Source organism: Microcoleus sp. A6-C6, from assembly GCF_036705955.1.
In the GTDB taxonomy this organism is placed as follows: domain Bacteria; phylum Cyanobacteriota; class Cyanobacteriia; order Cyanobacteriales; family Microcoleaceae; genus Microcoleus.
Window position 1 is genome coordinate 246,826 of sequence record NZ_JAUBVR010000001.1, and the last position, 22,121, is coordinate 268,946.

The following is a 22,121-nucleotide window of genomic DNA, read 5'->3' on the forward strand; positions in this document are numbered from 1 at the left end:
TCAACAGTTAACGGTTAACTGGAAAATCTTTGTAGCCAGCGTCGGGGAAGAAGATCAAGAATTGTAGACGTTTTCTGACTGCGAGGTTTCGCGGGTGATGGGTTTGACTTTGGCTTTGGCTTTCGCTGCGTTGCGTTTCAGGGCCTGGAGACGAGCTTCGTATTTAGCCCGTTGAGTTTTTTTGGAAGTTTGCTCGATTAAGGTTTTTAAGGCGCTGCCGAGGCTTTTGTAGGCGTTTGGGAGAGTGTAGCCGAAGCGGGTGGCTAGGGCGAGGGCTTTTTCGTCGGCGTCTACTGCTTCTTTTAAACTTTTGTCTCCGTTGTTTTTTTGGTAAAGCCTCCAGCCGGAGACGCCGCACAAAGATACGGCCAACAGCAGCAGCAAGCCGTCTTGCACCCAAAGTTCGCCGACGGCGCCGCCTAAACCTATGGCGAGGGCTGCCATTTCCCAACCGTCTCTGGGGATGGTGTCGTTTTGGATGCGGGCGACTTCGTGCCAAAATAGGAGGTTGCGCTGATCCATTGCTAGCTGTTCCCAGCGGATCAGGTCTATTTGGATTTCTACCTGGTCTTTGCCTATTTCTTCGCTGCGGATCAGGGTGGGATTAACTTCTATTGTTTTTTCTACTGTTACCCAACTTTGGAGTTCTGGGGGCAGTATATTTTTCAAGCGCCGGATCTCACTCATCTCGGCTCTTGCTGTAGAGGTTGCATAGGATGTCATAGCTCCGGCCTATTGATTTTCTAAAGGTTAATATTGTGTGTATTTCTGGAGTATAGCAAACCTTGAATCCAAATATAGCGGAGCTACGGGGGTCGATCGACCTTTTGGCAATTTTACTGGATTTTACTCGCGTTGTGGGCGATCGCGTTGTGGGCGATCGATCGATTCCTTCCGACTATTTCATCATTTGTTCTAAAGTATGCTTGGATTTTTGTAAATCTTCTAGGCAAAATTGAGAGTTGCAAAAGCCGTGGGAGGCTATTTCGTGGTGTTTTGAGACTTCTCTGATTGTATCTCGGTTGTGGAGTGCAAAGTTAGCTGTGACAAAAAATGTGGCTGTAAATATCTAATCTGTCGAGAAGTGCCATAATCTTTGACAATCCTCCGCTAGAAATTTCAAATTTTATTTCGTCTGGCAGGGGTTGACCGTATTCTTCAGGGATGTCAAATTCTTCTAGGTCAAAGCTCAACAAGATTGATTGATTTATAGTAGCCTGCGCGGTCGTTGTATCTAATTTTAAACAAGCAGGTCAACATTTTTAGGGAATTTTTAAGTATATTGATTTGATAAATTTTGTAGAGGTATTGCTGGGAAACTCTGGCGGTCATTTCACCAATTGTATATCCTTTATTTTTAGCTAAAAAAGTAGTTTAACATCAAATGAAAATCCGGTAATTGTTTGTCTTTTAAATATTTCTTGGGCCGGTATTTTTTTTAAACCCTTTGAGTCCGACTTGCATATTTCTATAGGATAGATTCAGGATTAATCTGGAAATTAAGTTAAATATTTTGCAGGCTATTTTTATGAGTAAGGTAAGATTTTGGAAGTTTTCTAGATCGAGATTTGTGCAACCAATTACGACATCAAATTTTTCTAATCTTTCTAGTAAGCGTTCGAGGTGTTCGAGGGAGTAAGCTAAGTCGCCATCCATGAAGCAAATGCAGTCGGCCTCTGCATATTCGCTGCCTTTTTTTACGGCATATCCTTTGCCTTTACCAGAAAGAATTGGGTTAAAGCCGGAACCCTTGTAGGGAGAAATTAAAAGCAGACTATTCATTACTCCAATCCTCTTCCTGACCGGGAGAGGTCGCCCTCAACTGTCAACTGTCAACTGTCAACTGTCAACTGAATGAAGGTTGCTATAGGAAATTAGTTTGATGTGATGTGCGGGGAAAGCTTTGAGTTTGTTTTCGATAATTTCCAGTGTATTGTCGGTCGAGCCGTTATGAACAATGATAAAATTGTAAGCGTGATTTTGTTGAGAAAATTCTAAAATTCTGTCAAAGGTTTGCTCTAGGCAATTTGCTTCGTTGTAAACAGGCAGAATTACTGCGATTTTGATCCTTGTTGTTCGATCGCGCTTTCGCAGAAATATGCTACCACCTCGGAGGGGAAATCACAAGTCAAGAAAATCACCTAGAAAAAATTCGGGAAAAAAATAAGCAGTGTCAACTTTCGACTGGGTTGCAGGAAAAGTGCGATCGCCATAAATTGTATCATGCTAGAGTTGACCTAGCTCATCTTTATGGAAGGTACGGGCGATCGACAATCTAGACACTCCCAACACCTGAGTCCGAAAAACCCTCATACTACCGCCTGAACTATATACCTCATGAGGTTGTAATTGTCAATGATAAATTATTTAGTTAACAAATGGCCGGAGTATTTTAAACCCGGTATGACGCCCCGAAAAAAACGGATTATTAGATTTTTATTAGCATTCTTCCTAGCTTTCATCACGTATCAAGTAATCCTAGAAATCATCACAGTAGAAATTCCGATTTTCGGCTTTCACGATATAGTTGACCTTCGGAATCTTCAGGAAGTACCGCCGCAGCGCAGAGACTTTCCCGGCGACTACAGCCAGCAGAATTTGGAACCTTTTTTAGAAGACTTAGTTAGCCATAACTATTGGTTTTTGTCAACCCAAGAGCTTTACGAATATTTCATCGCCAATCCCAAAAAGCCGGTGCCGAGTGAATATCGCGGACGCAAAAAAGTTATGATTGCCTTTGACGATGGCAACAAAAGCATTTATACCCACTTACTCCCGATTTTAGAACGACTCGAAAATAAATACCGCAAAAAAACTAAAGTAGTAGTATTCATCAACTCCGGCTTCTTAGGTCGTCAAGATTCACTCATAAAAAAAGTAACTTGTCAAGACTTAAGAGACGGAATGCAAAAAGGATTTTATGATATTCAATCCCACGGACTGAATCACGAAAATCTCACAAAAATTTCTCTGACAGCATTAGACAGAGAACTATCTCAAGACCAAATTAGACTGAGGAAATGCACCCAAGATTTAGACCCAAATCAAATAGTTGCTTCACACATAGCCTACCCCTTTGGCGCTATCAATAAAGAAGCTGAAAAATATGTTGCTAAATACTACAAATCAGGATACTTGTACGACAGTTTGAAATTAAAACTGCGGTTTTTTCCACCCAATAAATACCGAATTTCGAGGTTAACTGTCAACAAAAAACACTCCGCAGAAAGACTCAGCAGCCTAGCTTCAGGAAGCTGGTTACACAAACTAATTAGTAAAAAATAAGCTATACAGCTTTTACAGTTATTCAACGAAGAATTGGTGAGTGCATTGGAACACACAACATCGGAATCAAAAAATAGCATCAAAAAGCAAAAACCGTTAGCAATTGCTGCCGTTTCCCAACGCGCCGACGCGCTGGATGCCCTGCGCGGAATCGCAGTTTTAGCAATGGTTTTATCAGGTACAATAGCCCGCAAAACCTTACCAGCGTGGATGTATCACGCCCAACTCCCACCACCAAACCACGTTTTCAATAATAAATTGGCAGGATTAACCTGGGTTGATTTAGTTTTCCCCTTCTTTTTGTTTGCAATGGGGGCTGCGATACCGCTAGCTTTGTCGCGCCGCATCGCCAAGGGATGGGATACAAAAAAAATAATTTTATCTATTTTGCAAAGAGGCTTTTTATTAGCGTCATTTGCGATATTTCTCCAGCACATTCGCCCGACTACAATTAACCCTGACGAACCCAGCCCACAAAAGTGGTGGCTGGCTTTGTGCGGATTTGTCATATTATTTTTGATGTACGTTCGCTGGCCCCAAAAGTGGTCGGCGTGGCTACGCAGAGGGTTAACCCTTGCTGCTTGGAGTGCCGGGATTGTCTTCATATCTCACATCAAATATCCCGACGGTAGGGGAATTTCTTTTGAACGCAGCGATATTATCTTAATGGTACTGGCAAATGTGGCCGTTTTCGGATCGATAATTTGGCTGTTTACTCGTTCAAATATGTGGTTGCGAGTTGGATTTTTGGGCTTGCTGTTTGCTATGCGGCTCTCTTCTCATAATGACGATTGGATTAAATCAATTTGGCTGTACTCTCCTGCACCTTGGCTGTTTCAATTTGATTATTTAAAGTATTTGTTTGTGGTGATTCCCGGTACGATTGCGGGAGATTTGTTTAGTAGGTGGATAGAGTATCGTTCGCCGGAAGATACGAGTTACGTTAGCTGGAAAAGTTGGCGCTATTTCAGCATTATGGTTTTGATGTTTGCGGTCAATTTAGTCTTGTTAATTGGACTGCAAGCTAGATGGGTTTGGCAGACTTCATTAGTGACGGTGGTGCTGTGTTTGTGCGGTTTTGTTTTGTTGATAAAGCCTGGAAATGTCACGGAAAATGTATTGAATCACCTTTACAAATGGGGTTTTTATTGGTTGGTTTTGGGCTTGCTGTTTGAGCCTTATGAAGGAGGAATTAAGAAAGATTCAGCGACGATGAGTTACTTTTTTGTAACGGCGGGAATGGCTATTTTTCTGTTGATTGGGTTGACTATAATTATCGATGTATTTCAAAAAAGATGGTTTTTGCAGTTGTTTATTGATAACGGGGTGAATCCGATGATTGGCTATGCGGGATTTGCGAATATTATCTGGCCGATTCTGGTTTTAAATAAATGGGAACCGGTGATTATTGAGATGACTGCAACTGATCCGTTTATGGGGTTTTTGAGGGGTTTTGGATATACGGCGATTTTGGCGTTAATTGTGATGGTATTTACAAGGTTAAAACTGTTTTTGAGAACGTAAATTGTGAGATTGAGTTCGACACTTGGAGCGGGGCTGGTTTACCTATATCTCTGATTTGTATTGCAGACTAGGCTTGAACCAAGGCGTGTCAACTTAACGTCAAATTTAGTATCAGTTTAGTATTTGAGTTCATAGTTTTCCCGATGACAACCACGGGAGGATTGCCCCACGAAGGGGAACCGGAGACGCTAAAAGCGTTCCCCTTCTTCAGGGGATGCGAGACGGAAGCATCCCCATTTTGCAAAAATATTAAACTGCAAGTTCGCCATTCAATTCGGCACAACGCAGTTGTAACAGACGGTGGCAGATGTCAAAAATGGCGATCGCATCCCATCGCATCCTCTACCCCACCACTAACAAAAACTTAACTTATTTAAGCGGCTAGGGCGATCGACCAACACTATACAACCTATTTGGAATTTTGTCAATAGAATTCCGAATGATCCGACTTTTCCGACTTCAGAACCGACTTTTCCGACTTTAGATCCCGACTTTTCCGACTTTCCAACTCGACTTTTCCCGATTATACTGTTAGGAGTCGGTGCAAATCCTCCATTAGGTAGATATGCGGGTGCTGGGGGAATCGGTGCAAATTCTCCATTAGATAGATAGATATGCGGGTGCCGGGATGGAGCGCTTGCCGTGACCAGTTTCAAAGTGGCTGGCCCAGTGACTCGGAACGCACGTCTGTAAAAAAAGTTCGATCGCATCAGGGCGTTCATCCCCTTTGCTTGATGTTGCTGACTAGGGGTGATTTATGAATCACCCCTACAAAAATAAACCCTGAATATTGCTTTTCAATCAATTGATTCGGTGAAATCATGTCGCTCACTACCAACCCAATCCCATCCCTAACCAACTCAGAAGAACAGCAACTCTTACAACGCCTTGCCGCCGGTGAAATTCATGCCTTCTGGCAACTCTTCCAACAGCACCGAGACTACCTGTTTCGTTGCTGTCTCAAGTGGATGAACGGCAACTCAACCGAAGCGGAAGACCTGCTGAGTCAGGCGATGTTCAAAGCCTTGAAAAAGGCGCAAAAGTATGCAGGAAAAATCGCTAACTTCAAATCTTGGCTAACCACGCTGACTCGTAATTTCTGGATCGATCTAACACGTCGCCGAGGTGCGAACCAAGTTGAGGATATAGAAGTTTACGCGGCTCAAGAGGATTTAGGACTGGTTTCTGTTAACGATACACCCGCAAGCGTCTTGGATCGTGACGAGAAAAAGATGGTCATTGGCGGCGCGATTGATGAGTTAACGACCAAGATGCGCGAGACGTTTATCCTGCATTTTTATGCAGAACTGTCTCATCAAGAGATAGCTGAAAAGCTAGGGATTTCCTACCAGAATGTCTGCAAGCGCATCTCGCAGGCGCGGGCAATTCTGGTAAAGCAGTTGCGGGAATATTTTGTGGGGGGGGGTAAAACAGAAGTGTCACAGGATTTACGCACGAATAACGTAAGTCCGTCATTCGGGTCATTAGGGAAGCAATATTTCGACTACGATCAATACAAGTCTCAAACCCTTGCTACACCGTTACAATGCGTAAGTCCTGTGTCAGTGACACCAGGAGTAACGGAGTCGGCGATTGAGGAAATGTCCCAGGGGAATGGGGGAGTTGAAGCCAGTGCAGATGAGATGGTGACGTTATCTGTTGTGGTGGCCCAAGTGGAGAGTTTTGGGGGTGAGCAACCGCAGAAGGTTGTGCTATCCGAGCAGCATTCTGAGTCGGATTCTGTGGCGGCGACTGCTGAGGAGAATTTAGAAGTCAGGAGTGATGGTTGTCGGTGGGTTGAGGCGGCGCTGTGTGAATGGCAGCCTGCACCGATTTTGGCGTTGGCTCAATTTGAGGAAGAAACTGGATGTTGGGGGAATTCCTGTGTGCCTTTGCTGTGGAGGCGACAATGGGAGCCGGTGGGGCAAGTTGGGGGAGAAAAAGTGCGATCGTCCCGCGCTCCTCCTTTGTATCGTCTTCCCTATTTTCAATCCCTCGTCAAGAGTCTGTGGGGGATGATGATGAGGATTCGTTTCTTTTGAGTCAAATTTCCACAAATTTGCCTTATTCCAAGATGCGAACGCGGCTTGGCTAGCCTTTGATGCGGTTTTGTCACTGAAGCCAGACGATAGCCAAATTCAGAAGTTGCGATCTGCAATCGTCTTTTAAAGTGTGAATACCATCGACCGATAACGGAAGAACACACTATTAAACTACTCGTAGGAGATTGAAAAAATGGCACGGTGTAAAGTATATGGTAATAACCCTAACGAGGGCCCTAAGATGCTAAAAGCCCAAACTGTTGAGGAGGATATTAATGCTCAATATCCTAGTTGGAAGGTAACACACAATTGGACGGAGGAAAGTACAGTTTATTCCTCAGATATCCCTACATATCAACAATTAGAGGAGGCTCTTCAATCGCACTTCTCTGGCTTTAACTTTATGGAAGACTAATAAGACGACAAGACCCAAGCTTTGAGGATGAAGAGGCTATATCTTCTCTTATTTGTGGAAGGCGATCGCTTTTTGGTTGAGATGGATACGAAGGGAGGCGATCGCCCTTTCTTCCGGTTCTTGCGATCGTTTCGTGGAGTACATCGAGTCATAAAAAATCCTCTAACTCGAAAAATTCAGAAATTGATTACTGGAATCGTCTTACAAATATAGAAAGAAAAGAAGTTATCATCATGACAAATTACTACGTTGACTTTGAAAACCAAACCGACCGTACCTGGACAATGGTGGTTTACCAAACAATACCGGATTCCATAGGCTTGGAGAGTGTAGCATGGAAAAAAACAACCACCCCTAAAGGCGGATCTAGTGGAGTCGAATGGGAGATTGATTACCTGGTTTCGATTGCTGATTACAAGCAAGACGGGGGAATAGGGGTTTACAAGTCCAGCCAAAAGTTACCAGCTAAGTTGGGAAGCAACTGGGAGATTGTATACGAGGAGGGTGTGCAGCAGCTTAAAGAAACTGGATCGGGGGTAGATGGATCTATAATGATCGTAAACAAATCGAAGTTGCAAGCCAATCCTGGTGTCGGGATGTCCGGGAGTCCAGCAGTTTACAAACAGAAGGTTCTAGATGGTTCCAGTGCTCAGTTCAAAATCACTCCTACTTACTATGTCGGTCTCTTTAATAATTTGGAATTGGGAACAGTCATCTCCAGCAATGTCATAGCAGGTCCCCTAGAAGTCAAGTTTCCCAGCGGAATGAACAAGGGCGTTCTCACAGCTAAATTGGACGGCGAGAGTCTTATACTAGACCTAAAATACAATCAGTCACTTGCCGCTAACTACAAAGAAGTGCTAGCAATGCTATAAAGCTACGGGTATCGCCAGAAAGCCATCCATGACGGAAGTCAAGTGAAAGGCATTGCTCAGAACGAGTAATCCCCTATTCCTTCGGTTCGTCGCTTGCGACATTTTTGCTGAAGGAGTGTGGCATTTGATAAATAAATTTTTGCCACCAGCAGATGAAGGAGCAACAGGTTCCTTGCAAAAGAGCGATCACGTAGGGGTTTGAACCTCCCAGCAGGTGAGGCAACGAGTGTAAGCAGTAAGGAACGCCATTATCCCTACCCATTCCCCCAACTGAAAGTTTAGCAGGCTTTCATCGAGTCGGTTTCTTTGAAAATGTGATCGCTCACCCATCTTGAATCAAAGCCATTTTAACCAGAGCACGATCGCCCTACTTGTCCATCCTGATTAAATTTCCACATCAGAAGCGTGAGCGCTCTAACTAAAAACAAACTCTGAATTTACAAACATAAAACTACCATGCTGGAAATCAGACTAGCTCAAACTCCTGAAGAAAAAGAACAGGTTTTCAAATTGCGTTATCAAATCTATGTAGAAGAACTGGGATATGCCCAACACTATGCCAACCATAAAGGACAGAAAATAGAAGAACCGTTAGATAATTCAGGCAACATATTTGTGGCTTTTCAAAAAAATAAAGTAGTGGGAACTGTTCGGAGTAACTATGCTAGACAATCAGATTTAGGGTACTATCTTAGCCTTTTTAAAATAAGTGATGCTACTCAAAATACCAATCTTGGGTATGTGTCAGTTTGTACGAAATTTATGGTATACAAAAATCTCAGAAAAAAGGGCATAGGGTTTACTCTAATGCAAGCGCATTACAATCAAATGCTGATAGATAGAATAAAATTTGATTTTATAGACTGTGAACCCCACATGATTCCTTTCTTTCAAAAACTAGGGTATAAACTAATTGATATGATAAATCACCCCGAATATGGTAGTGGTATGGCTATGATGTTAGATGTGTTTAATTCGGAACATCTAGAGCGAGTTAACTCACCTTTCATGCGCCTGCATAGAAACTTTGTAGAAGCACAAAAAGTAGCGTAAGTATAGAGAAATCAAACAAAAATATGCTTTTCACTCAGCGATTATTCCTCTAGTTAATACTGTTTAGTCAACCTAAAAAAATGAAACTGATTCAACCCATAAAAAATCTACAAATTCTAGACAAAGAGATACTGGTTTGGGCATTCATTCCTTGTTTATCTGTAGAAGAGAAAAATTTTTCTAACCAAGAATTCGATCCTGTATATTTTCAGCAAGAACTAGCAGAGGTTTTGGCCGAACTGGATGTGGCATGGAAGTTTAAGCTAATCACCTTAGAAAATATGAAGGCAGTGGTTGAAGAAGTTGCTGCTTCTCAAGCCCAATATTTCCCACTTGTATTGAACTACTGTGCGGGACTCGATGAAATTGATGGATATCCAGGGGCTTCTGTTGTGAAACTATTGGAAGCTAAAGGGATTACCTTCACAGGGGCAGATTCTCAATTTTTTAAAATGGGGGACTCCAAAATATTGATGAAACAGGCTTTTGTTGAGTCGGGAGTTTCAACTGCACCCTATGAAGTAATTAAAGATGTCAATAGTATTCGGGGATTGTGCGATCGGCTTGTACCTCCACTGATTGTCAAACCTTCAGTTTCGTTTGGCACTAGAGGCATTTCTTTGCAATCCGTTGTCCACACTGACGAAGATGCGATCGCTCGATTTGAGGCTCTACAGCAAGGACAACATGGGATGCAGATTCCAGCAGATAGTATCTTTGTAGAACGATTTATCAAAGGTCGAGAATTTACGGTCTTAGTCATAGGGACTGCTCAACATCCAGAGGGAATAAAGATTTATCCAGCCTTGGAAACAGTTTTTCACTCTGGTGTACCCGAAACTGAACGATTTTATACCCGTGAGCTATGGCTAGGAGAAGCAGAAGAACGAACTATCCTATCTCATCAGGAACCGTTATTCGGTTATCAATTAGCACCGATTGAATTGCAGGCTCGACTAAGCGAACTAGCTAAACGTGCTTACTGTGCAATAGGTGCTACTGGATATGGACGAGTAGATATCCGTATGGAGGAGATAACTCAAGAGATGTTTGTTTTAGAGGTAAATCCCTGTCCTTTTGTCACTTCCACGTCTCTCACGATGGGTGTAGAAAACCCAAATACATCCAAAGTCGGTACTATTTTACACCTTGCTAAAATTCCATTTTCTCATCTGATGTCTGAAATAATTACAGAGGCTTTTTCCAGGAATCCCACAAAAGCCCCTTCAGTAAATTAGGTAGCGTAAAGTTTACATCTTAGCAGCTAGCTATGTGCTCGCTATCACTAAAAAACGTTTAGATAGTGCTTAAAAAGTTATGAATGCAAAAAATTACAAGTGGCTCATTCCGTCTGGTTTAGCCTCACAATCTACCGAGAAAGCCGTTTGGGATAAAGACCACGATGACTATTCAAAAAATGTTTTCAGCTTGACACAAGACCCTGAAGTATGCAAAGCGCTGATACATCCCTCCAGTCAGTTTTCGGAGTTTAATATTCCCGATTCTCCAGAAATTAAAGTTCTGATTCCCGGATGTGGGTCTGAAATTTATCTTCAAAAGGCATTGTTCGAGTTTTGTCCTCGTATTGGACAGGTTTGCTGTACCGACTTTTCAGAGACGGCGATTGATGTAGCAAGAAACAAATGGAAACAAGTAGACGGAGAGACTAAACTCAACCGTCAAATATTTTTTGAAACCGTTGACTCCACTCAATTAACCCAAGAAAAACCTGATTGGGTTAAAAATTTTGATTACATATTAGTGGTAAATTCCGTAATTTCTGGTGAAGATGCTATCAATCGTCAGATGCTCAAAGAATTTTATAATGTTCTTAAGCCAAGAGGTAAAGTTTACGGTTTTTTCCCAACCATATTTGATTGTCAGGAAGTTGCTTATTTATATAGCCCTAAAGCTTGTTGGTTGACTGACGGCAGCATGAATTTACCTGAAAGTGCCTATTATGACAGAGAACGAAACGATCGCCAAATACATTATACTCCCTTGCGTTTGAATCGAATTTTTAAAGAAGCAGGATTCAAAAGATTGAGTTTCGAGGTTTATTTTACTGACTCGGATATTTTGATGGAGAGCTTCAAAGAGCTTGAAGGTATCGACGATCCGGATATCTGTCCGTGGGAGTTTTTGGTCAGGCTTGAGAAAAAATATCTAGTTCATCCTTAGTTGAATATTAACTATCCGAGTTAGTGGAAGATTTACTTGCTGAAATGACTACGGTTTTATTCTGTACATTCTGTACTGGCAATGAATGCCACCTTAGCTGGCTTGAGAACTCCTGGTGTATTGGAGCGAGTCACCTTTTAATTTAAAAATAAATGAATCTCATTTGGTTTTTCAAAGAACTGAATAAATACATCGCTCCCTACCGATGGTTAGCAATTCTTCTCATCGCTCGTAGTCTTTTTGAGGCAGCTTTTGACTCATTAATTAGGATGAGCTTAAAGTTCATTATTGATGCTGCAATCATTCCCCAAAATTATAGTCTCCTGGTTTTAATTCTGCTATTGCTGGGTGGGGGAGCGATTTTATTTGTCTTCATCGGCTTATTAGGAGATTTTTGGGCAACACGGTTTAACATTTCAGTCATCAATAACATCCGCTATGCTATGTTTTCTCGCCTCCAAACCCTATCTATGGAGTTTTTTGGGCGACGTTCAGCCGGAGATATTGTCAACTGTTTTTCAGCCGACACCGAACAAGTAGAAAATAGCTTGAGCTACGGATTCATTCTAGTTTTAGAACTCGGTAGCATCCTATTTTCTGCTATTTTTATGTTTTCCCTCAACTGGCAGTTAGGTCTAATTAGTTGTATCGGGTTAACCTTATGTGTCCTTGCACCCGCCAAAATTGGTCAAACAGCTACAGAACAAAACTATCAACTAAGAGACAAACAGGGCGAAATAGCTAATGCTATTCAAGAAAATATTATCTCTCAATCTGTGATTAAATTGTTTGGTTTACAAAGTCGAACCATTAATCATTTTGACAGCAATTTGCGCCAGTTAAAGAAAGTTTATGTAAAAGCAAAATTTTCCTCTTATCTAGTCCAAAGGATTCCTACTTTAGTCTTTGTCTTTGTCCAACTTGCCGTGATATGTATCGGTGCAGTCATGACCTACAAAAATATGATTACAGTCGGTACATTGGCATCTTTTCAGGTTTTCTTAGTCGGTTTAAATCTAAATATTCTTAGCTTTACCTTTTCCCTCCCCTACCTCATAGAAGGAATAGCTGGGATGCAGCGTATTAATATTCTATTAGCTGAAATTACTCAAATACAAGACGCACCCAATGCCATTGAATTACCCCATTTTACCCATGAAATTCGCTTTGATAATGTTACCTTTAACTATTCTCCCGAAAGAAAAGGCATTGATAACCTATCCCTAACCATCAAACAAGGAGATTTTGCCGTCATTGTCGGTCAGAGTGGGTCAGGTAAAAGCACCATTGTCAATCTATTAACCAGACTTTACGACCCCGATCAAGGTAGTATTCTTTTTGATGGTATTGACTTGCGTTCCTGCACTCAAAAATCCCTGCGCGACCAAATGGGACTGGTTTCTCAAGATGTGATTTTATTTAACACTTCCCTCCGTGAAAATATCAGAATGGGATATTTAGAAGCCACTGATGAGGAAGTCGAAACCGCCGCCAAAAATGCAGAAATTCACGATTTTATCTTAACTTTACCCCAAGGTTACGATACCTCTGTGGGTGACAGAGGCGGACAATTATCGGGCGGACAACGCCAAAGAATCGCCCTTGCTAGAGCCTTAGTCAGAAATCCTGCTATTTTGATTTTAGATGAAGCGACATCATCATTAGACCCCGCCACGGAAGGGGAAATCCTCGCCACCATCGAGCGTATCACCAAGGAACGCACCGTAATTTTCATCACGCACCGCATGGCTCATGCATTACGTGCAGATGTCATGTTCGTGATGGACAAGGGAACCTTGGTGGTTAGTGGTTGAGATTTTTCAGGGGAAGTGCGTAGGTTGGGTTGAGGAACAAAACCCAACATAGCTAAAGGTTTAATGGCTTTCGCTATCGCTCTACCCATTCTACAAACTCTGCAAAACCTTAGTCCGTCCCGCTCTCCCGGCTATGAATATCCGCACCTGCACCTGTTGTTCTTTAACCTTTAGTCGTGCTTCATACAGTCAGAAAAATATCCCACAGGGGCGAGCGCATTTTCCAAAGATTTTTAGCGCCCTGGGTATGTTGATTTCAACAATGAAACCTAAGTTCAATGTGCGGACTCGTGGGATCAGAAACCCGGTTTCTTCCTAAATTGATCGTGACTCGTCCCAAAACTCGTAGAAACCGGGTTTCTAGCTACATATCCGTAGCCTCAGAAACCCGGTTTCTGCGTAAATTTATCGTGACTCGTCCCAAAACTCGTTGAAACCGGGTTTCTAGCTACCTATCGCGTGGGCTATGAAACTGTCGCCACCTATTGCAGTTCCAGAGACTCAAGAATCCCACACTACTCTAGCGTATCCCATAACCCACCAAAGCCCTTGCTATAATTGAATACTGCTGATTTTTTTTAGGCAGCAGTAATTCTCAACATGATTTCACTGCCAGATATCACAATTATCAACCAAATCTACGAAAGTGCTAATTCCCTGATATACAGAGGCATCCTCAAAAAAAATCAGCAACCTTTAATTTTGAAACTACTCAAAGAAGATTATCCCACGCCTGCCGAACTCTCCCGCTATCAACAGGAATACGAAATCACTCGCCGTCTCAATTTAGAGGAAACCATTAAAGCCTACGAAATGCGGCAATACCAGAACACACAAGTCATGTTGTTAGAGGATTTTGGAGGAGAGTCCTTAAAAATCCTGCGCGACATTCGTTCCTTTACTTTAGCAGAGTTTCTCCACATTGCCATCCAAATTGCAGATGCGTTAGACAAAGTGCATCAAAACAAGGTCATTCACAAAGATATCAATCCATCTAATATTGTCTTAAATCCTCAAACCGGACAATTAAAAATCATTGACTTTGGCTTATCTACCCTTCTACCCCAAGAGAATACCAGCCTCAAAAGTCCCAATGTTCTAGAAGGGACATTGGCTTATATGTCTCCCGAACAAACAGGCAGGATGAATCGCTCGCTGGACTATCGCACAGATTTTTATGCTCTCGGTGTCACCTTCTACGAATTGCTAACCAAGCAACTCCCTTTTGAATCACTTGATGCACTTGAGTTAGTCCATTGCCATATTGCCAAACAACCGATACCTCCTCATGAAGTCAATCCAAAAATTCCTTTAAGCGTCTCACAAATTGTCATGAAATTAATGGCAAAAACGGCGGAACAACGATATAATAGTGCTTGGGGAATCAAGGCAGATTTAGAAACTTGTCTTACTCAATATACAAACGGTGCAATCCAAAGGTTTACTTTGGGATGCCAAGATATTTGTCATCAATTACAAATTCCTCAAAAACTGTACGGGAGAGAACCGCAGATTGAGTCCTTATTAACCGCCTTTGAGCGAGTAGGGGCGGGCTTAGCACATAACCTTAGTAACCCAACGACAACTCAGGAACAAAACCCACCCCTACAAAGACAAACTGAACTCATGCTAATTTCTGGATACTCTGGCATCGGGAAATCAGCTTTAGCCCAGGAACTCTATAAGCTCATTACTCAAAAACGCGGATACTTTATTGCAGGCAAATTTGACCAGCTTCACCGCGATATTCCCTATCAGGCATTGGTTGCTGCCTTCCAAGAATTAATTCGGCAATTGCTCACCGAAACCGCACCTCAGTTACAACATTGGCGACAGAATATTCAACGTGCATTAGGAGACAACGGTCAAATTATTATTGATGTCATTCCAGAACTAGAACTGATTATTGGCAAACAGCATCCCGTCCCCGAATTACCTCCAACAGAAGCACAAATTCGGTTTAATTTAGTTTTCCAAAAGTTGCTCCAAGTCTTTTGTCAAAAAGAGCATCCCCTCGTCCTATTTCTAGACGACCTTCAATGGACAGACAGCGCCACGCTGCAATTGCTCCAGCTTATAATGACCAATACTAATACTCAATATCTGTTTTTGATTGGAGCTTATCGAGATAACGAAGTCAGTGCAACTCATCCTGTCATGTTGACTTTATCGGAGATCAAAAAGCAGGGAGTAGTAGTTAATAATATCTCCCTTTCACCCTTAAATTTAAACCAGGTTAATGAATTCATTGCGGATACGCTGAAGAGTCAGTGCGTCCATACCCAAAGATTAGCTGAGTTGGTTTGGGGGAAAACACAGGGTAATCCCTTTTTTGTCAAAGAATTTCTGAAGTCACTTTATACAGAGCAATTCCTGAAATTTGATAGAGAGGCTAGAGCTTGGTCTTGGGATTTAGAACAGATTCAAACTAGAAACATCACTGATAATGTTGTTGAATTGATGACCGGAAAAATTCAAACCTTATCACAATCAGCACAAAAGAAAATACGGTTAGCGGCTTGTATTGGCAACCAATTTGATTTGGCAACACTTTCAATCATTAATGAAACTTCTCAAAAACAAACGGCTAATAAATTATGGGATGCCATTGAAGCGGGATTGATCTTACCCGTCGGTGATGACTACAAGTTTATTCAAACAGACCGAGAAGAGCATGAATTAAAAATTACTTATAAATTTGCTCATAACCGCATTCAGCAAGCGGCCTATTCCCTAATTCCTCCAGACGAGAAGCAAGCCGTTCACTGGAAAGTCGGACAACTTTTGTTGAAAAATACGCCACCACAGGTACTCCAACAAAAGATTTTTGATATTGTCAATCAACTCAACTTCGGTATTGCAGCAATAGACGTTCAGTTAGAAAGAGATAAACTCGCTCAATTAAATCTTATTGCTGCCAAAAAAGCGAAGGCATCAGCCGCCTGGGAACCCGCATGGAATTACTTAAGAATTGCTAGGGATTGCCTCAGTGCAGATAGCTGGCTTCGTCAGTATGAGTTAACCTTGGCACTCTATGTAGAAGCAGCCGAGGTAGCTAGTTCGCGAGGCAACTTTGAGGAAATGGAGAAATTGGCTTCCCTTGTGCTGCAACAAGCTACTTCGTTGCTTGACAAAGTGAAAGTCTATGAAGTCAAAATCCAAGCCTATACAGCACAAAATAAACCTCTGGAAGCCATCCAAACGGCATTTTCCATATTGAAGCTGTTGGGAATTAATTTTCCCAAAAACCCGAATAAATTAGATATTTTACTTGAACTGGTGAGGACAAAGTTAAGCTTGCTGGGGAAACGCATTGAGGACTTAATCGACCTACCAGCAATGATTGACCATGATAAGCTAGCAACTATGAGTATCCTATCGCGTGTAGCCTCTTCTGCCTATTTGGCAGCGCCTGAATTGCTTGGGCTGATTGTGTTAAAACAAGTTAATTTATCAATCAAATATGGAAATACTTCTGTGTCTTCCTATGCCTATGCTGCTTACGGACTCATTCTTTCTGGGGAAGCTGTAGGAGACATTGAGGCTGGCTATCAATTTGGTCAACTGGCTCTTAAGCTGGTCGATAAGTTTAATGACAAAAAATTCCAAGCTCGGATAATTTTTATGGTTAATTACTTTATCAAGCACTGGAAAGAACATCTTAGAGAAACCTTGAATCCTTTGCGGGATGCTTACTCGCTCGCTTTAGAAACTGGAGACTTAGAATATGCAGCTTATTCAGCTTGCGTATACTGTTACCATTCCTATGTATTGGGTAAGGAATTGGCAACAGTCGAGGGAGAGATGGCAATGTATAGTAATGCTCTGGGCCAACTAAAGCTCGAAACATCATATTACTATAACCAACTTAATCGACAGGTTGTATTGAACTTAATGGGGCAATCTGAAGATAGCTGCCTTTTAATCGGTGAAAGCTATGATGAAACAAAAATGTTACCTCTGCATCTAGAGGCTAATGCTGAAAATATTTGTCGCTCCCTCTATTTTCACAAGTTAGTTCTCTGCTATCTTTTTCAAGATTATGAACAAGCTCTGTCCAATGCTAAGTCAGCAGAGAAATATAGCGATAGTGCTGTAGGAACGATTCCTCTCTACCATTTCTACCATTCTTTAGTCCATCTTGCTATTTATTCTGATGCACCAAAATCCGAACAAAAACTCATCCTCGAAAAGGTGAAAGCTAACCGAAAAAAACTCAAAAAATGGGCGCAGTCTGCTCCGATGACTCACCTCCATAAATTATATCTAGTGGAAGCAGAGCAACATCGAGTTTTGGGTGAAAATGCTCAGGCGATTGAGTGCTACGATCGCGCTATTAATTTAGCCAAAGAACATGAGTATCTCAACGAAGAAGCTTTGGCTACTGAACTGGCTGCCAAATTCTATATCGGTTGGGGCAAAGAGCAAGTTGCCGAAGCCTATCTCACAAATGCTTACTACTGTTATTTACGTTGGGGTGCAACCGCTAAAGTGAAAGATTTAGAACGACAGTATCCGAAACTATTAAAGCGTTTTACGAAAGCCAATACGTCCATAGATTCGCGCAACAGCTTGTCTAATACGTCTGGTAGTATTTCTGGTGAAGTCCTGGATTTGGCAGCACTGATGAAAGCATCTGGGGCAATTGCCAGTGAAATTGAGCTTGATAAACTCCTGACGACTTTGATGAGAATCTTACTGGAAAGCTCTGGCGCACAAACGGGCTATCTAATGTTAGAGTGTCTTGGACAAATGAGGGTCGAGGCGTCGGGTGATGCTAATTCAAATCGGGTGATGCTGTTGCAATCGATTTCTATAGAAAGTTGCTTGCCTTTGTCGATGATTAACTATGTGGAAAGGACTCAGGAAGGACTGATTGAAACTGATGTCGCTGGTAATGGCAGATTTTCTCAAGATGCTTATATCCAAAAATATCAGCCCAAGTCTATCCTTTGTGCTCCTTTGCTCAATCAGGGTAAACTGATTGGGATTGTGTACCTGGAAAATAATCTAGCTGATGGTGTTTTTACGCCCGATCGCCTGGAGGTGATTCAAATGCTCTCGACACAAGCAGCGATCGCCATTACGAATGCTAGACTCTATGCCCAAGTACAATCGACGCAAAATCGTCTGAATAAATTCCTCAATGCCATTCCAGTTGGCATATCCATTCACGACGCAAAAGGACAAATCATCTACACCAATCAAATTGCACAGCAGTTACTCAACATTCAAGAGTTACTCCCAGCCGAAACCGAGCAACTTTCAGATACCTATGGCATTTATCGGGCTGGTACTGGGGAGATCTACCCTGTGGAACAGCTACCTGTGGTGCGATCGCTCGACGGTGAAACAGCTTGGGCGGATGACTTGGAACTGCACCAAACTGAGCGGATTGTTCCCATAGAATCAACCAGTACGCCGATTTTCGATGAGACCGGTGCTGTCGAGTATGCGATCGTAGCCTTTCAAGATATTAGCGATCGCCAGCAGGCCCAAAAAGCTCTGATCGAAAATGTTCGCTTAGAACAGGAAATTAGCGATGCCGTGGCGGCAGCTACGCAACGTCAACTTGTAGAAAAAGAACTGGAACGGGCCGCATTAGTGGCTGAATCTGCCAACATCGCCAAAAGCACCTTTCTTGCCAACATGAGCCACGAATTGCGAACTCCCCTGAACGCCATTCTCGGCTTTTCCCAACTCATGAACCATGACCCAAATCTCTTAACCGAACAAAAAGATCACCTCAACATCATTCATCGCAGTGGAGATCATTTGTTAACTCTAATTAATCAAGTGCTCGACCTCTCCAAAATCGAAGCTGGACGCATGGCTAAAAACGAAACTAACTTCAATCTCCATCACTTATTGGCTGATGTCGAAAATATGTTTTCCTTGACAGCCAAAGCTCAAGGCTTGAAGCTAGAATTTGACTGTGCTGCTGATGTCCCTAAATATATTTGCACCGATGCAGTTAAGCTGCGGCAAGTCCTAATTAATTTAATCAATAATGCGATTAAATTTACATCTTCTGGAAGCGTGTCAGTGCAGATATCCGTCATCAGTCATCCGTCATTAGCAATTGTTGGTCAAGAAACAACACAAATCAGAAATGACAAAGGACAAATGACCATCAATTTTGAAGTACAAGACACCGGAGTTGGTATGGCGGCGGACGAACTGGAGAAGCTATTTCAACCCTTCGTACAAACAGCATCGGGTGAGCGAATGCAGCAAGGAACAGGATTGGGGTTAACCATTAGCCGTCAATTTGTCCGCTTGATGGGGGGTGAAATCACCGTGATCAGTCGCGGCAAAGCTTTTACCTCTGGAATGCCTCTCCAGGATTTCTACGACGAAATAACAGATATATCAAATTCTGGCACAACATTTAAATTTGACATTTCTGTGGGTATTGCTGATGCTCTAGTAATTCAAAACCAAGCCCAAAGTCGTCGCGTCATATCCCTAGCTCCCCACCAACCCAACTATCGAATCCTAGTTGTTGACGATCGCGATTACAATCGAAAACTGTTAGTTAAAATCATTACTGCCATTGGTTTTGAAGTGCAAGAAGCGAATAACGGTCAAGATGCGATTGAAATTTGGAATTCATACTCACCGCATCTGATCTGGATGGATATGCGAATGCCGATTATGGACGGTTATGAAGCAACTCAACGGATTAAAGCTACCACTAAAGGTCAAGCTACTGCTGTGATTGCCATTACTGCTAGCGCTTTGGAAGAAGAAAAGACGAGGATTTTATCGATCGGTTGCGATGACTTTGTGCGAAAACCATTCCAAGAAAAGACTATTTTTGAGATCATGGCTAAACATCTGGGAGTCAGTTATGTTTATGAGTCGTCTGAGTTAAATTATCGCCCATACAATCGGGCTGGAGAACCTGTGAATTTCACAATTTTGCTAGCAGCAATGTCAAGGGAATGGATGATAAAATTGCATGAAGCCGCTCTTGAAGCGGACTCGGAATTAGTATCTAGATTGTTGGATAAAATTCCCTCATCCTACGTGCTGGAACTTCAGACTCTTAGGGATTGGGTTAAAACGTTTCAGTTTGAAAAAGTTCTGGATTTGACCGAACCATTGATGGAGCAATGATTACAGAAACCCAGTTAATCCGCAAAACCTGGTTGATGAGATTATTCTAAATGTGCTTCCATCTTTACTTTAAATTCAAGTAGTTTAAACATTGTGATATCGCGGACAGTAATCGAACAACCATCTCCAAATTTTACGGCACTCAAATAATACAATATTTGATCGTCATATTTTTCCCAATAAAATTCTTGTTCGATCGGTTCTCCTGTCTCAACTATCTGTACAAGTGAATCAAACAGTGTGGGAGTAAGTTGATTGAACATTTTTTTCAGGATGGTTGTACCCATGAGGTTTTCTCGCTTTTGACCAAATAAATTGGCAAAGACGGGATTAACCACCAAACAGCGAAAATCGTGAATTTCTTGGGTTATCGGCTCTCTCACCGCTTGCACGGCGGCAATTCCATCTTTGGAAGTATTTAATAAACTGGCAAGTAAAGTGCGAGATTGGTAGAGAATTTCTGCGGTTTGTTGATGTGCTTCGATTTGTTTCCTTAACTGGTGTTTTTGTTGTTGGATAGTTAGTTGAGTTTGAATCCGAGCGATGAGTTCTTCTGGTTGAAATGGTTTGGTGATATAATCAACTCCGCCTACTTGAAAGGCTTTTACTTTATCTAAAAGTTCATCTAACGCACTTAAGAAAATCACCGGAAGTTCTGAGGTAGCTTCATTGGCTTTTAGAACTTCGCAGACTTCATAGCCATTCATTTCTGGCATTTTAATATCGAGTAAAATGACATCGGGAGGGTTATTGTGGATGGTTCTTAATGCCATCTTACCGTTAGTGACGCTGCGAACTTTATAACCCTGTTTGTTCAATACTTTTGTTAAGAATTGCAGGTTTTCAATCAGGTCGTCAACAATTAAGATATTGCCTTTGGGAGTTTCGCTTGGATTAACGTCACTTTCTCCTGTGTCAGCGGGGGCGATCGGCGCTTCTTTACCTTTTGCGCCGACCATCGCAGTTGCGCCGCTTTGCTTTTCTAGCAGAGGGCGGAAGTTATTCTTATTAACTTTTTCTCCCATTGCGTCTGAAAGACGCTGCCACAGGAGAGAAGCTAAATCTTTGATATGTCCTACGCTCAGGTACAAGCTGTCAGCAACTGCACCGTAGGTTGCGTTTTCCCAACAAGCTTTTAAAATTTCCTTCTCTAGCAAACTTAACGGTTTACTCCCCTTGGACTCCAAGGCAGTTTCTACGAATTCCAGGGCTTCTTCAAAAGTCATATGCCACTCACTGTATCAAGTAATGTTTTTGATTGTTGCACCCTGGTAAGTATAATAGAAGGTAGAAGGCTCCTAGCAGAGGGCCGAAGGGAAAAGAACCCACTTGTCTGCTTTTGGGCGATCGGCAGGATTGGTGTAATTTTGTTTACCTAGTCAACTGATTTATTGTAAGTTACTTAGTGCCGTACTTTGAACCTGGGGCGAACCCCCCTATCCCCAGTTACGGTTTAGGAAAAAACAGGTTCCCTGCGCTGCATTCTTTAAACCGCACGCTAGCTGGCTAGTGACGGTTCAAGGAACCTCTGCCATATAACGTAGTTCAGGACTTACGCACGAAATGCCTCAAATCCCGATCGCCCCTAACCCTGCTTAAAAAGGGTGTTGGGGGGATCGATGCGTAAGTCCCGGTAGTTTTTATATAAACAATAGTCCGCACAGTTTTTATGTCGTAGCTTAAAACCCTTGATTTTCCCGAAAGCAGCGAACTTGCCGAATCGCGCTGAAATGCTTATTTTACGCTTGGCAATCAAAAACTGTCCGAAGTGTTGAGAAAGTAGCACAATAGACCTCTTGCAAAAATAGCT

The 22,121-nt window shown here is 42.2% G+C and carries 18 protein-coding genes; 13 read left to right on the top strand and 5 right to left on the bottom strand.

Annotation, left to right across the window (positions count from 1 at the left end; translation table 11 throughout):
* Nucleotides 1-54 precede the first annotated feature (54 nt).
* The gene (locus tag QUB52_RS01105) at nucleotides 55-723 is read right to left on the bottom strand and encodes a DUF3318 domain-containing protein (protein WP_265239655.1); all 669 of its coding nucleotides are present in this window, start codon (nucleotides 721-723) and stop codon (nucleotides 55-57) included.
* A 62-nt stretch (nucleotides 724-785) separates the two neighbouring features.
* Here QUB52_RS01105 and QUB52_RS01110 point away from each other — a divergent pair, with 62 nt between their 5' ends.
* Entirely contained in the window at nucleotides 786-959 is a 174-nt protein-coding gene (locus QUB52_RS01110) for a hypothetical protein (RefSeq protein ID WP_265239656.1), read from the top strand.
* Nucleotides 960-1,037: 78 nt separating this feature from the next.
* Here the strand turns inward: QUB52_RS01110 and QUB52_RS01115 are convergent, their stop codons facing one another.
* From QUB52_RS01115 to QUB52_RS29195, 3 genes are all read right to left on the bottom strand, one after another.
* Complete coding sequence (locus QUB52_RS01115) at nucleotides 1,038-1,196, bottom strand: hypothetical protein (protein WP_332976089.1); 159 nt, start codon at nucleotides 1,194-1,196, stop codon at nucleotides 1,038-1,040.
* Between the two features lie 214 nt (nucleotides 1,197-1,410).
* Entirely contained in the window at nucleotides 1,411-1,782 is a 372-nt protein-coding gene (locus tag QUB52_RS01120; protein WP_265239658.1) for a glycosyltransferase, read from the bottom strand.
* 57 nt (nucleotides 1,783-1,839) lie between these two features.
* The gene (locus QUB52_RS29195; protein ID WP_442923398.1) at nucleotides 1,840-2,100 is read right to left on the bottom strand and encodes a glycosyltransferase; all 261 of its coding nucleotides are present in this window, start codon (nucleotides 2,098-2,100) and stop codon (nucleotides 1,840-1,842) included.
* Here QUB52_RS29195 and QUB52_RS01125 point away from each other — a divergent pair.
* From QUB52_RS01125 to QUB52_RS01180, 12 genes are all read left to right on the top strand, one after another.
* Nucleotides 2,070-2,279 carry a hypothetical protein gene (locus QUB52_RS01125; protein WP_332972096.1) on the top strand — a complete coding sequence of 70 codons (210 nt, stop codon included), beginning with the start codon at nucleotides 2,070-2,072 and terminating at the stop codon, nucleotides 2,277-2,279. The two genes, QUB52_RS29195 and QUB52_RS01125, sit on opposite strands and share 31 nt — an antisense overlap.
* A gap of 124 nt (nucleotides 2,280-2,403) precedes the next feature.
* Nucleotides 2,404-3,285: a polysaccharide deacetylase family protein gene (locus QUB52_RS01130; RefSeq protein ID WP_332972095.1), complete on the top strand. Its 882-nt coding sequence runs from the start codon at nucleotides 2,404-2,406 to the stop codon at nucleotides 3,283-3,285.
* 36 nt (nucleotides 3,286-3,321) lie between these two features.
* Nucleotides 3,322-4,809: a DUF5009 domain-containing protein gene (locus tag QUB52_RS01135; RefSeq protein WP_332972094.1), complete on the top strand. Its 1,488-nt coding sequence runs from the start codon at nucleotides 3,322-3,324 to the stop codon at nucleotides 4,807-4,809.
* Between the two features lie 143 nt (nucleotides 4,810-4,952).
* Nucleotides 4,953-5,177: a hypothetical protein gene (locus QUB52_RS01140; RefSeq protein ID WP_332972093.1), complete on the top strand. Its 225-nt coding sequence runs from the start codon at nucleotides 4,953-4,955 to the stop codon at nucleotides 5,175-5,177.
* A 453-nt stretch (nucleotides 5,178-5,630) separates the two neighbouring features.
* On the top strand, nucleotides 5,631-6,851 hold the full coding sequence (locus QUB52_RS01145; RefSeq protein WP_332972092.1) for an RNA polymerase sigma factor: 1,221 nt from the start codon (nucleotides 5,631-5,633) through the stop codon (nucleotides 6,849-6,851).
* 193 nt (nucleotides 6,852-7,044) lie between these two features.
* Complete coding sequence (locus QUB52_RS01150) at nucleotides 7,045-7,266, top strand: hypothetical protein (protein ID WP_332972091.1); 222 nt, start codon at nucleotides 7,045-7,047, stop codon at nucleotides 7,264-7,266.
* 233 nt (nucleotides 7,267-7,499) lie between these two features.
* Complete coding sequence (locus QUB52_RS01155) at nucleotides 7,500-8,141, top strand: hypothetical protein (RefSeq protein WP_332972090.1); 642 nt, start codon at nucleotides 7,500-7,502, stop codon at nucleotides 8,139-8,141.
* 456 nt (nucleotides 8,142-8,597) lie between these two features.
* Nucleotides 8,598-9,194: a GNAT family N-acetyltransferase gene (locus QUB52_RS01160; protein ID WP_332972089.1), complete on the top strand. Its 597-nt coding sequence runs from the start codon at nucleotides 8,598-8,600 to the stop codon at nucleotides 9,192-9,194.
* Nucleotides 9,195-9,274: 80 nt separating this feature from the next.
* Nucleotides 9,275-10,432 carry a hypothetical protein gene (locus QUB52_RS01165; RefSeq protein WP_332972088.1) on the top strand — a complete coding sequence of 386 codons (1,158 nt, stop codon included), beginning with the start codon at nucleotides 9,275-9,277 and terminating at the stop codon, nucleotides 10,430-10,432.
* Between the two features lie 79 nt (nucleotides 10,433-10,511).
* Nucleotides 10,512-11,375, top strand: coding sequence for a class I SAM-dependent methyltransferase (locus tag QUB52_RS01170; RefSeq protein WP_332972087.1), 864 nt, complete (start codon nucleotides 10,512-10,514; stop codon nucleotides 11,373-11,375).
* 152 nt (nucleotides 11,376-11,527) lie between these two features.
* Nucleotides 11,528-13,189, top strand: a complete 1,662-nt coding sequence (locus tag QUB52_RS01175; RefSeq protein WP_332972086.1) for an ABC transporter ATP-binding protein — start codon at nucleotides 11,528-11,530, stop codon at nucleotides 13,187-13,189.
* A gap of 600 nt (nucleotides 13,190-13,789) precedes the next feature.
* Nucleotides 13,790-20,311: an AAA family ATPase gene (locus tag QUB52_RS01180; RefSeq protein ID WP_332972085.1), complete on the top strand. Its 6,522-nt coding sequence runs from the start codon at nucleotides 13,790-13,792 to the stop codon at nucleotides 20,309-20,311.
* 41 nt (nucleotides 20,312-20,352) lie between these two features.
* On the opposite strand, the gene QUB52_RS01185 is transcribed toward QUB52_RS01180, so the two are convergent.
* Nucleotides 20,353-21,537 carry a response regulator gene (locus QUB52_RS01185; protein ID WP_332972084.1) on the bottom strand — a complete coding sequence of 395 codons (1,185 nt, stop codon included), beginning with the start codon at nucleotides 21,535-21,537 and terminating at the stop codon, nucleotides 20,353-20,355.
* Between the last annotated feature and the right edge of the window lie 584 nt (nucleotides 21,538-22,121).